The organism is Sphingobium limneticum, from assembly GCF_008710155.1.
In the GTDB taxonomy this organism is placed as follows: Bacteria; Pseudomonadota; Alphaproteobacteria; order Sphingomonadales; family Sphingomonadaceae; genus Sphingobium; species Sphingobium limneticum.
Genome location: NZ_VYPZ01000050.1, coordinates 1 through 10,639 on the forward strand (window position 1 = coordinate 1; position 10,639 = coordinate 10,639).

Genomic DNA, 10,639 nt, shown 5'->3' on the forward strand with positions numbered 1-10,639 from the left:
AGGGCATGGCCGCCCTTGCCACACCAATGATCGAGGAGGCACAGCCGCTACAGATTACACCCAAGGCCGCCTGAAAATGCAGCCCAGTGGCCACACCCGATTTTACACCACATTGACGGACGCGACCGCGTCACCCGATTTGGCCCACGCCGCTGCGAGAATGATCGAACATCTGGCAGCGTCGGGCGATAGCGGATCCGCCGTATCGATTACCCGTCTCTATACGACTGCAATCGCGCTCATGTCCGCTTCGGAAGATAGTGAGATTGCCCGAGCATATCGACGGATCGAGACGGCATTTACGTTGCAGATCCGGTAGGAGGCGGTCGGCGCTGCGGGCTCTAAAATAATCGCGCCCGCCGTAGCCCTGATTGCCACATCGGCGCATGGTAGCGGGCGGATAGTTATGGAGACCTAGCTATGGTTCAGATCATCGATCGCGACCTTCACCTCGTGAAGAAAGCTCTGTGCCTCAGCATAGCTGTGATCGAGCAGCAACCAGAGGGACCGTTTCGGCCTGATTCCGACGCAGTCGACATGAAGGATATCGCCGATCGACTCATGGACAATGATATCGAACTTGCGCATTATCTACGTTCGGCACGGTTGATCCTGTCGGGTAAACCCGATTAAATCGTTGCTCCTCTAATATCCGAGCGCGCCTTTGCGCGCTTAGAAGCCCCGTTGAGGGCGCGAGAGAGTAGTTTCATGGGGTAGGCACCTCACACAGGTTGGTTACTGACTATTTAAGCAAGACCTTGAAATGGCGACTGATTGGGTCAAGCGATCCATTCGACCCGCTCGGCACCCGCTCTAACGCGGATGCTTTGCCTGTCCCTGATCCATTTGCTGCGTTGCAGCGTATTCCCGGCATCGAAGAAAAGTGAGGCTCTGTGCAGAACCAATTTGATCGTGCCTACTACGAAGCAAATATGGCTAGAAATCGCCGTTTGGCCAAAGAAGCCCAGATGCCACATATTCGGGAAGCCCATCTGAGATTAGCAGAGTTCTATGCGATCGCGCTGCAAGCGACGGACGCGGTAGCGGATCCTATCCCTGAAAAGGCGTGTGCCTGATTTGGGTAATGCCTCTACGAGATAGCAGGCGAGTTCAGCTTTTTGAGAGTGTTTCTCAAGCGGAACAAAGTCACATTTTGGAAATTATGAACGTACAATTTTGGGAGGATGGTCATGGTTGATACACGGTACGATCAGACGGGTCGGAAGAGCGGCACGAGCGTCTGGGTATGGGTTGCGTTGGCAGCCATAGTCATTGCTGGCGTTTTGTTCGCCACTGGCTTTTGGAGCGCCGATGTTAAGGAAGGTGCGCTGCCTGATGTCAGCGTGAAAGGCGGTGAAATGCCCAAGGTCGATCTCGACAGCAAAGAAGTCGTAGTCGGCACGAAGACTGAAACCGTCGAAGTCCCCACTGTTGGCGTGAAAGACAACGGCGAAAAGTAATCGCACGACCCCGTAGCGAACAACTAGGCTCTCCGTTTTCAGCGGGGAGCCTTTTTTTCATTCATGAATATAGCTGCAAGTCATGGGAAAGCCGGGAAACCAAATTCGCGGCTAACTCTTATGACATTGGGGTCAGGGTTAGCGTTGGCGTTCCCGGCGGTGCCAGCGGTGTACCATCCCATGTCGCGATGATGTTCTTCAAGCGGGTCAGTTCGCTGTTAAGCTGGAACTTGGCGCCGTTCTGCATACTCACATGCTGGCCGATGAACTGCGCGGTCGGGAAATCGACCGGGCCGTCGAGATGAGCCGTTGCGGCTGCTGCGGTTTCATCGACCTGCTCGGGCATGGTTTCGATGGCTAGGATGTTGTTTTCTACAATCTCACGCTGGGTCAGGTCAGGATTTGCGTATTGGGTCATGGAATACTCCATCTGTAATTACGGAGAAAATCATCGCTGGCTTCTTCTGTGCTGTTTGCCATTCCTTTACTGACCCAGATTAATGTCAGCGATATGCGCCAACCTATCTTGATCTTCGCTGGAGCCATTGCCGCTGGATTGGCGGGAGGCTTTGTGTTTCGTGAGCCATCTGATCAAGTAAAGGCTAAAACAGCCGCGCAAGGCTGGACGCCACGCAATACGATCAAGCGGGATGCCCTGATGTCGGCAGCAGAACTAGACGGGCAACAGCCCGCAGCCGCTGCATTTGCACCTGTTCAGAAGCAGGCTCCCATGGCTGCTACCGCGTCAACGTGGTCTTATCGAAATTGCGCTGCTGCTCGCGCTGTGGGTGCTGCACCGATCTATCGCGGCCAGCCCGGTTATGGCGCGCATATGGATGGCGATCGTGATGGGATCGCTTGTGAACCGTACCACGGCCAGTAAGCTGCCTAGCCGCAAACGACCATTTGTTGCCGTTCGCTCGCACTCGATTACCTCCGCGAAGCTGACGGTGCTGGATTACGATCCTTTACTGCCGATAATTTTACGAAGCTGAATTATGCGCGAAATGTTTATGAAATTTTCGGCCGCTGTTGATGCCTCGCTTGATCGATGCTCCTTTGCGGAGTGAAAATCTTTACGCAGCCGATCCCGAAGATCGTAAAGCGCCTCTATCAAGCTCTGCGGCTCATCTCCATTTTCAAAATATATTACGATTTTTGGAAACGGCGAGAACGGATATTGGACCGGAAGATCAAGATATGCGAACATCTCCTCATCATCAGGAACGCTATATTCGTCTATAGGGTGTGAACGGTCCTGCCTATCTTGTGGCCGAAATTTCATATGATAGCTCCGCAATTCGCGTTTCGCGTACCATCCACTGACGAGGTTCCGTATATTTTCGCCTGAAGCCGACCGTCTCCGATCACCCTTGATCGCCATTCAGCAGACCGATTTCGAACCGGTTTGAAAGACAGCCGCCCTTCCAGTTTTGAGCCATTAAGGGGTCGGCCTGCAAACGACCAGTAGTGGCCAGAGCCGGTAGACCGGCTGCCGCTCCTGCCATCCCTGTGCAAGGCCGCAGGCATCGTACAAGGCCGCCGTCGATAGGGGATAGCGACCGGCCCGAAACCATAGTCCTTATCCCAACTCATTTGCTGCCGACTGGGGCGATGACGGTGATCGAGAACCTCGGCCAAATGTCCCCAAGAGCGTGGTATCCGACCCGACACGGGCAAATCCTCAAGAAGCAACAGGCCCTTCTCGACAACCAATACTGCCGCGACCGCAACCTGCGCAGCACGGATAGCCGTCAGCATGGTGGCTTCCTCTTCCACCAGCGGCCGCGCTTGGCGATCACCGACCAACCGTCAGCAAGGGTAAGGCGTGACACCGAGCTCAAATCTCCGCCCGCAAGCCGCGCCGCGCTCACCACGCGCTCCCCCAGCAGAATTCCCGCCCGTGCGAGCATAGACCTCATTTTGGTTCAATCTCCTGTGGATGGTGTAACACCATTCCCGGGGTCCCTAATAAAGGCCGCGCGGCAGATCTCCCGCTATATCACGCAACAGGAAGGTGAATAAATCGGTCGCACTCTCAAATTGGGAGTCAAAAAATTTGACCGGCAGCACATTTCACACGACTTTGGCCGAGTCGGAATGTGCATGGGAGCTTTGAGACGCGATCAGGGAGGCCCTGGTGATCTCATCTCAAGGCGGCGTCCTCGAAGAGGAGGCGTCGATACTGGCCGAGGTCAAGTCGATCTCCGGTCGCCGGATTGAAGAGCGGCGAAAACGCCATCGCATTACGCAAAAGCAACTCGCCGCCGATGTCGGGATCGGCGTGCGGTGGCTTCGTGAAATCGAGTCGGGCAACCCGAAGGCCCGGGTCGATGATCATATCGCATGCGCTCATGCCCTTGGGCTCTCTTCAGCGCACCTCATCATTCCAATGCTGTTTCTGGAGCATAACATGCACTTCCCGCGCCACTTCTTTCTCGATGACATGCAAAAGCTGGAAACGCTATGCGTGGATTTCATCTCTAATCTCAGCCTCAAGACATTCCTTCAGCCCGGTAATGGACACAAAGGGCCGGGCAGTGCCGGCTCGGCAGGTTAGGACAGGTCATGTCGCCCGAGGCTTTCACCGCTGATCGCATCCACCGCGAGATCAAAAAGCTGATCATGGCCGGAAAATTCACGCCCGGCTTACCGTTGACGGTCCAGTCACTCGCCGACGAATTTGGGACGAGCACATCCCCTGTGCGCGACGCGCTTAACCGACTGGTGGGCGAGCGTCTCGTTGAAACGCAGGGCGGCGGTGGGTTTGCTTTGCCCGAAATAACCAAGCGTAACGTTTACCATCTCTACAGCTACCATGCCGACCTTGTCCGGACGATCGTGAAGGTGATGGTTCGATTGGAAGAATTGGGTTCGCCGCCCGGTTTCGTCGTCAATAGGTCGGCGCACGGCCTGGCCTTGGCCTATGCCACTGCGGAATTTTTTTCGCTAATGGCGTCCTGCTCGCCTAATCCCGAACATCTAGATGCGATCGTACAGGCGGGCGAGCGACTCGCTATCCTCCGGTTGAACGAAGGACCTATCGGAAGGCAAGGTGAGGAACTCGCGACGCTATGGAATGTAACCCGTTCGGGAAACAGAAACGCAACGCGGGTCGCGATGTGGCAGTATCACCGCCGACGTTTGTTACGCGCTGACCAAATTTCTTTAGCGGCGACACGAATGACGTAAGTCCTGAAAAGCCTCAAAATCCTAGATTTGTGATCGGGTGCTCGCGGTGTTATTTGATTCGACCGTGAGAGCAAGCATATATGCTCCTAAAATGAGAGCATATATGGTCGGATATATGCCTGTCCTTTCATACCATCAGCGTTGCCGCAAATTCCTGCGGCGCAGTGATGGAGAAGAACATGTCCAATATCGAACATGACGAAGATATCGTCGATCTGGGTGCCGCTTCCGTCGAAACCCAGGGCGCCATCCGTGGCGTCCTTGACCTCACCGGTGGTCAGCTGAACCAGATGGGGATCGCTGACGACTGATCGATGAGGCGCGCGTCCTTTCGGGGGCGCGCGCCTTAGTCATGTCTTCGAAGGAGGGGCTGACCATGCGGTACAAGGTGAGGGACGGGCTGGCCTTCTGCATCACAGGCGGAAAAACGATCTTTCTGGACGTTGCGGCTGATCGCTATTTCGGCCTCCGCCCTGAATGGGATGCAGCTTTCCAGAGATATCTGGGAGACAAGGAAAATGGTGACGGTATCGAGCCCTTGCTGCGCGGCCATATTCTCGTGAGCGCAGGTGAGGGGGAGCCATTTAGCCAGCAGGCTTTGATCGAGCCAGCCGGCCGGGAGTTCTTGGCTGAGTGCAGTCAGGTCCTGAATAGCAGGACGTTGTTGTTCATTCTTGCCCAGTTCAAGGCGATGCTGAGCCTGCGGTTCCTTCGCTTTGACAGTATCATATCTGGAATTGCCGATCGTTCGCACAGACTTGGGGCCGCCAGTGGGGATTACTCCGATTTGGCCCAATGGGGACCAATTGTGGGCGCCTTTGCGGCCTCGGCGCCGCTGCGTCCGCGCAATAACCACTGTTTGACCAATTCGATCGCCTTCATGGACATGGCTTTGTCGGCCCGGTTGCCCGCCAAGCTGGTCCTGGGGGTCAGCGCATCGCCCTTTTCCGCCCATTGTTGGGTGCAGACAGGTGATACGGTCTTGAACGACCGCCTCGAGAACATTTCGGCGTTTGAGCCGATCCTGGCGATCTGAGATGCTCGAACGCTACCTCGCAATCATTGATCACAGCGGTGCGCCGCTCGAGCGTCTCTCTCCCGAATTTCTCGCGACCACCGGGTTCCAAAGCGTTCTGCTTGGAAAAAGCAGCGCGCTTTTAACCGCCTGTGCCGCGCAATCGCTCACGCTCCCGGCCGACCGAGGCGTGGTGATCGGCCCGGTGTTCCCGCGCCATGGTCCCGCCGCGCGGATCTTGCCGAGCGACAGGCTCTTTCCCGATGATATGAGCCAAGGTGATCCAATCGCGATTTTGGGTGAGCGCTATTGGGGCGGCTATGTTGCCGTGCTGGCGCTTGAGAATAGGATGGTCGTCGCGCGCTCTCCGGGGGGCGCGCTGCCGTGCTATTTCACGATGCTGCCAGGAGGGTGGGCAATCTCGTCAGACATCATGCTTCTGGTCGAAGCAGGTCTGGTCCGACCGTCGATTAATTGGGCGGAGATGCCACGCTATCTGGCCGTCAAGGACCTGCCACAGGCCAGGACGGCATTTGACGGCGTGGCAGAATTGCTTCCGGGTACGGCGGTACAACTGGGCGAGGGGGACGCACTGGCGCGGCAGTTCTGGAACCCTTGGGATTTTGTTTCCGAGCCGCTTTTCTGGGACAGCCAGGAAGTTGCCGAGCGGCTGCGCCGTACAGTCGATCATTGCGTTGCATCCTGGGCATCTACCTCGCGGGCCCCCATCCTCACATTATCAGGAGGGTTGGATTCTTCGATCGTGGCGGCGGCGCTTTCCAGAATGAGCGAGCGTGCAAGCAGCGTAACGATTTCGACCCTGAGCCGTGATGGCGATGAGCGGGACTATGCCCGCGTGATGGCGCAGGCGTCGGGCATGAACCTCATCGAAGCAACATATGAGCTGGCAGATGTGGATCTGTCCAGATCAGTGGCTGAACATTTTCCAAAGCCGATCGGGTTCGTTCACGAACTCGCCTATCATTCGGCCTTGTTACGCGCGGTTGGCGAGGCTGGCGCAGACGCTGTCTTTACCGGAAATGGCGGGGATAACGTCTTTTACAACAGCAGTTCTGTCCGGCCATTTTTTGACGCATGGAAAGCCAGAGGTGTCCACCGTGAAACCGCTCGGTCGATAGGCGATATCGGGAGGGTAACCCAGGTTTCTCGATGGGAGGTGTGTCGCCAAATCGTCAAAGCCGCTCGCACTATGCGCCGGCCCTATCAATGGCATCTCGACATTGATTTGATGGAGGTTGACGCCGCTGACGCGGTGCGAGCAGACCCGCCACAGCATGATTGGATTGAGCAGGCGCCACTTACGCGTCCTGGAAAATTGGGCCATATCGCGCTTCTCCTGCGCGTTCAAAACCATGTCGAAGGCTATCTGCGTGGCTTCGGTCTGCCCATGGTCGATCCGCTTATGTCGCAACCAATTGTCGAATTGGCTTTAGCCATCCCCACATGGAAGATGATAGAGGGCGGGAGAAATCGAGCCATAGCGCGTCGGGCCTACGCCGACCTGCTCCCGCCACTCATCCGCGACCGTCGGCGCAAAGGAAGTCCGAGCAGCTTCGCGGTAGACCTGGTCAACCAGCGCCTCGACGAAATACGCGAGCGGTTGATGGATGGTGAACTTGTACGGCACCGGCTTATCAGTCGATCAGCCTTGGATGAGGTGCTTGTACGTGGTCCGGCTATAGATCGTCACTATGTCCGCCTCATGGCGCTTCTCGACATGGAGGCGTGGATAACGCATTGGCAAGCGATCCCGAACGGTCAGGGTCATCATCCACCCGGTTTTGCCTCTCTCTGAACCCAGATTTTTCGCATCTGTTGCCACCGCTCAGCCTCCTGGCCCGGTTGACCTCCGCTATCAGGCAGCTTGTCGAGCAACCAGAAGTTGAACCAGTCGATAGCCCGTCGATAGATCGCAGCCCTGTGAGCAGGTTGTCGCTTCACATGATGCTCGTCCGAGAAGACATAAAGATCCACGGGCTTGCCGGCGCGGCGAAGGGCCGTGAGGGCTTCGAGTCCTGAAAGATATTCGTCGTCCGACATCTGGGCAAGGACGGGGAAGGGGATGCGATCCGCATTCCGTGCCCAGGATAGGCCCTCCCAAAGAGCCGGATTGTCGGTAGGCGAGGCGGGCCAGCCTCGCTTTTCATATTCCGTCTGGATAGCAGGCCCAAGGATCCAGGTTTGCGATCCTTCCCAGCAGCAACTGCTGATGGCCGCGGCCTTGAAAAGCGTGCTGTGAAGGGCAGCGAATTGCACGGTCGATACGCCATCACTCAGACCCGTGATGCCGATGCGTGCTGGATCGACGAGGCCGGTGCTAATTAGCTGTCGAACCTTCGTCTCGATGGCTGACAGGATGCTGCGACGTTCCATGAAGCCCTCGAGTTGGCGCCGCTCGCGTTCATGTGGGTCAATCTTTTCATTGCCCAGTGGCGCGGGTGGCCGCTGGATCGAGAGAACCAGATATCCAGCTTTGGCAAGCAACTGGATAGGATATTCGTCTCCAGTACCGCCGCGCAGAAATCCCCGGCTCTGATATTGGACGACGATCAATGGATAGCGCGTCCCGGTTCGGTAATCGGGCGGATAAATGAGGTCGCCATAGCATTCGAGATCGCGATCGTTTTTCCATTGCAGCCGCTCAGCATGCCCAAGAGCGAGAGAGCTAAATTCGGGGTTAGGATTGAAAGCGACCCGCGACCGCCCGCTTTTGGGATCAATCCGATCGAGATATCTCGGCGCTACCGACTTCTCTCGGGCACAAAGAATGTCCGGGCCAAGAGGACCACAGTTCAAAAGCAGGTCCGATGTCTGCATGATTTTGCGGACGGACCTGCGGTCAGGTTGCCATTCATAAATTCCCGTCAAGCTTCGGCCCCACCCTTCCCGCCGGACGAAACGGATAGCGTCGCCGGCTATCCATGCTTGTCCCTCGACATCCGTGCAGCGGCTGTCGGGACAAAATATTTGCACCCTCCCATCTGTAAGGGCGAGACGGCTGACACCGTTGGCGTCTACTGCCAGTGTCGCCGCTTTTCGGTGTGGTCGCGATGGAGCGCCGGACGCTGAGAAGATCAGCGCCTCTGTCGGTGTGGCAGGGCGGTGTCCACCAGTGGCGATACTGATTGCTGCATAGCTGTAATGAGCCGGCCCGCGCGTAAACGGCCGGCTTCTGCCATAAGGAAACCAGCGGTCATCAAAATGATATCCTGACAAGCCCTCTTGATCGAGCGCATCGGCGGCGCTTCGGCCGTCCCGCAGTTTCGTGATGACCGATAGGCCATCGTCGTCGAACCTGAAATCGACGATATCATCGTCGAATGTCGCAGCCATTTTGCTCCTGCTCCCATCCCAACTCCATAGTTGGAGGCGGCCCGCAACATATTTGAGGAACACCAGGCGTTTGCCATCGGGCGACCAGCGCGGCGTGATGACTTTGGGAAAGCCGCTCGGGAACCCCGTCATCCCGTAATAGTCGTCAAAACTCCAGAAGGCTGCGCCAGCGCCGCTGTCCACGAGGTGCGGACCGCTCCCGGGCTCGATGACATAAATGCCCGAACAAAAATCATTGCTGGCGATGTTGGCTCTCGCGACGCTGACGGCAATGGACCGTCCATCGGGAGAGGTTGAGAACATGGGATCTGCATCAAGATCGGGGATCGATCCCATGTTCAGCGTTTCAATGAGATCGCTCGCCGAAAGTGAGCGGCTTGGACCTGGGCTTTTGATTTGTAGCGCGGTCTTGCAATCCAATGCAGAGGTCGGACTGCTCGCCGCTGCTGCCAGCGCTAGGGCAAGGAGCGGGAGCATTACCAGGCCTTGGAAATCGTGAGGCTGACGAAGCGGCCGACGCTGGAATAGTTGGTTGCGTCATATGGGGGGCTGTTTGCGCCAGACGTCCGGATGAGCGAGGGCATTTCGTTGAACAGATTCTGCGCTGACAGAAGAAACGACCAGCCCCCGAGGAGCCCAGGTTCGTCGAACTTGAGATTGGCGCTCAGGTCGATCGATTGGAAACTGCCGACCTTATAGACCTGTGTTGTTCTTCCGTCGGTCGTACCGCCAACATAATTGTAGCTCGCTGTCAGCCCGAAATTGTCGCGTTGCCAGCCTCCGCTCGTTCGCGCGCGCCAATGCGGTGGGTTGAAAATTGTGCCAGCCCTCTCGATGCTTGGCTGGCTCGCTGACAAGCGTTGGTCGCTCTTGAGATAACTGGCGTTCGTCTCGAGGCTGAACGCATTGGCGCCGCTGCGGAGCCCATAGGAAACCCTGGCGTCAACGCCCTGGATTTTCTGCCGGGCGGCATTTTGCAGCTGGTTGTAGACGATTGCGACAATGCCTGCCGGGTCATACGGGCCTTCGGTCTGATTGCTGACGCCGAGTGGCAGATCGGTGGTCGTTGCAAGAATTTCGCTCAGGCTGGGGTTGAGCAGGACGAGGTCTGCATATTCGCTGCGGAAAGATTGATAGTCGTCGGCGATCGGGCTGACGACCCGACTCTTGTAGCGGACATGGAAATAGCTTGCCTGCAGGCTGAGCCCTTCGACTGCTTTCGGCGCAAATTCCGCAGTAAGGGTCAGCGTCGTTGCCCGCTCGGGAGCGAGGTCTCGGCTGCCTCCAGCCAGAACGAGGACAGCGCCGGCTGTCCCAGGACTTGGCGTGAATTCGCTAGAAGCGAGGGTATAGCCCTGCTGAACGGTGTTGCGCTGGCTAAGCGTAGGCGCCTTGAAAGATCTGCCCCAGCTACCCTTGATCGTGAGCGCATCGATTGGCTGATAAAGAATGCCGAGTTTTGGTGTGGCTAGCCCGCCCAGATGGTCATAGTGTTGAGTTGCACTGAGAAGTGACCCGGGATTTTCATTGAGAAGTGACCCGGGTGGGCGTGGTTGATGTGCTGCCTGCGACGAGCAGGGTCAAGCGGGTGATTTGTCCTTTCTGGATTTTGGGGCGG

General features: G+C 56.9%; 15 protein-coding genes. 11 read left to right on the plus strand and 4 right to left on the minus strand.

Annotated elements, in window-relative coordinates; translation table 11 throughout:
* The 4 genes from F4U94_RS24875 to F4U94_RS23155 all read left to right on the plus strand — a co-directional run.
* Positions 1–319 (plus strand): hypothetical protein (locus tag F4U94_RS24875; RefSeq protein ID WP_211363329.1); only part of this gene is annotated, 319 nt, incomplete at its 5' end.
* A gap of 101 nt (positions 320–420) precedes the next feature.
* Complete coding sequence (locus F4U94_RS23145) at positions 421–633, plus strand: hypothetical protein (protein ID WP_120249801.1); 213 nt, start codon at positions 421–423, stop codon at positions 631–633.
* A gap of 98 nt (positions 634–731) precedes the next feature.
* Entirely contained in the window at positions 732–887 is a 156-nt protein-coding gene (locus F4U94_RS24880; RefSeq protein WP_211363330.1) for a hypothetical protein, read from the plus strand.
* Positions 888–1,190: 303 nt separating this feature from the next.
* Positions 1,191–1,460 (plus strand): hypothetical protein, encoded by a 270-nt coding sequence (locus F4U94_RS23155; protein ID WP_232015881.1) that lies wholly within the window; start codon positions 1,191–1,193, stop codon positions 1,458–1,460.
* Positions 1,461–1,578: 118 nt separating this feature from the next.
* On the opposite strand, the gene F4U94_RS23160 is transcribed toward F4U94_RS23155, so the two are convergent.
* A complete protein-coding gene (locus tag F4U94_RS23160; protein WP_145986197.1) occupies positions 1,579–1,878 on the minus strand; it encodes a hypothetical protein in 300 nt (99 codons plus the stop codon).
* Between the two features lie 48 nt (positions 1,879–1,926).
* On the opposite strand from F4U94_RS23160, the gene F4U94_RS25225 reads away from it, so the two are divergent.
* Entirely contained in the window at positions 1,927–2,343 is a 417-nt protein-coding gene (locus F4U94_RS25225) for an excalibur calcium-binding domain-containing protein (protein ID WP_232015883.1), read from the plus strand.
* Positions 2,344–2,418: 75 nt separating this feature from the next.
* Here the strand turns inward: F4U94_RS25225 and F4U94_RS23170 are convergent, their stop codons facing one another.
* The gene (locus F4U94_RS23170) at positions 2,419–2,745 is read right to left on the minus strand and encodes a hypothetical protein (protein ID WP_145986198.1); all 327 of its coding nucleotides are present in this window, start codon (positions 2,743–2,745) and stop codon (positions 2,419–2,421) included.
* A gap of 329 nt (positions 2,746–3,074) precedes the next feature.
* On the opposite strand from F4U94_RS23170, the gene F4U94_RS23175 reads away from it, so the two are divergent.
* From F4U94_RS23175 to F4U94_RS23200, 6 genes are all read left to right on the plus strand, one after another.
* On the plus strand, positions 3,075–3,485 hold the full coding sequence (locus F4U94_RS23175) for a hypothetical protein (protein WP_120249806.1): 411 nt from the start codon (positions 3,075–3,077) through the stop codon (positions 3,483–3,485).
* 115 nt (positions 3,486–3,600) lie between these two features.
* Positions 3,601–4,020, plus strand: coding sequence for a helix-turn-helix domain-containing protein (locus tag F4U94_RS23180; protein WP_120249807.1), 420 nt, complete (start codon positions 3,601–3,603; stop codon positions 4,018–4,020).
* Positions 4,021–4,028: 8 nt separating this feature from the next.
* The gene (locus F4U94_RS23185; RefSeq protein ID WP_120249808.1) at positions 4,029–4,652 is read left to right on the plus strand and encodes a GntR family transcriptional regulator; all 624 of its coding nucleotides are present in this window, start codon (positions 4,029–4,031) and stop codon (positions 4,650–4,652) included.
* A gap of 179 nt (positions 4,653–4,831) precedes the next feature.
* Entirely contained in the window at positions 4,832–4,963 is a 132-nt protein-coding gene (locus F4U94_RS23190) for a benenodin family lasso peptide (RefSeq protein WP_232015888.1), read from the plus strand.
* 65 nt (positions 4,964–5,028) lie between these two features.
* The gene (locus F4U94_RS23195; protein ID WP_170271996.1) at positions 5,029–5,688 is read left to right on the plus strand and encodes a lasso peptide biosynthesis B2 protein; all 660 of its coding nucleotides are present in this window, start codon (positions 5,029–5,031) and stop codon (positions 5,686–5,688) included.
* Position 5,689: 1 nt separating this feature from the next.
* Positions 5,690–7,483: an asparagine synthase-related protein gene (locus tag F4U94_RS23200; protein WP_120249811.1), complete on the plus strand. Its 1,794-nt coding sequence runs from the start codon at positions 5,690–5,692 to the stop codon at positions 7,481–7,483.
* On the opposite strand, the gene F4U94_RS23205 is transcribed toward F4U94_RS23200, so the two are convergent.
* Together F4U94_RS23205 and F4U94_RS23210 are read right to left on the minus strand one after the other, a co-directional pair.
* On the minus strand, positions 7,456–9,498 hold the full coding sequence (locus F4U94_RS23205; protein ID WP_120249812.1) for an Atxe2 family lasso peptide isopeptidase: 2,043 nt from the start codon (positions 9,496–9,498) through the stop codon (positions 7,456–7,458). The genes F4U94_RS23200 and F4U94_RS23205 overlap by 28 nt on opposite strands.
* Complete coding sequence (locus F4U94_RS23210; protein WP_282957483.1) at positions 9,498–10,502, minus strand: TonB-dependent receptor domain-containing protein; 1,005 nt, start codon at positions 10,500–10,502, stop codon at positions 9,498–9,500. Before F4U94_RS23210 ends, F4U94_RS23205 begins: the two co-directional genes overlap by 1 nt.
* Positions 10,503–10,639 lie beyond the last annotated feature (137 nt).

Excerpts from the sequence above, each read along its gene's own strand:
- F4U94_RS23145 (WP_120249801.1), top strand. The coding sequence starts at position 421 with ATGGTTCAGATCATCGATCGCGACCTTCACCTCGTGAAGAAAGCTCTG.
- F4U94_RS23155 (WP_232015881.1), top strand. The coding sequence starts at position 1,191 with ATGGTTGATACACGGTACGATCAGACGGGTCGGAAGAGCGGCACGAGC.
- F4U94_RS23160 (WP_145986197.1), bottom strand. The coding sequence starts at position 1,878 with ATGACCCAATACGCAAATCCTGACCTGACCCAGCGTGAGATTGTAGAA.
- F4U94_RS23170 (WP_145986198.1), bottom strand. The coding sequence starts at position 2,745 with ATGAAATTTCGGCCACAAGATAGGCAGGACCGTTCACACCCTATAGAC.
- F4U94_RS23175 (WP_120249806.1), top strand. The coding sequence starts at position 3,075 with ATGACGGTGATCGAGAACCTCGGCCAAATGTCCCCAAGAGCGTGGTAT.
- F4U94_RS23185 (WP_120249808.1), top strand. The coding sequence starts at position 4,029 with ATGTCGCCCGAGGCTTTCACCGCTGATCGCATCCACCGCGAGATCAAA.
- F4U94_RS23190 (WP_232015888.1), top strand. The coding sequence starts at position 4,832 with ATGTCCAATATCGAACATGACGAAGATATCGTCGATCTGGGTGCCGCT.
- F4U94_RS23195 (WP_170271996.1), top strand. The coding sequence starts at position 5,029 with ATGCGGTACAAGGTGAGGGACGGGCTGGCCTTCTGCATCACAGGCGGA.
- F4U94_RS23200 (WP_120249811.1), top strand. The coding sequence starts at position 5,690 with ATGCTCGAACGCTACCTCGCAATCATTGATCACAGCGGTGCGCCGCTC.
- F4U94_RS23205 (WP_120249812.1), bottom strand. The coding sequence starts at position 9,498 with ATGCTCCCGCTCCTTGCCCTAGCGCTGGCAGCAGCGGCGAGCAGTCCG.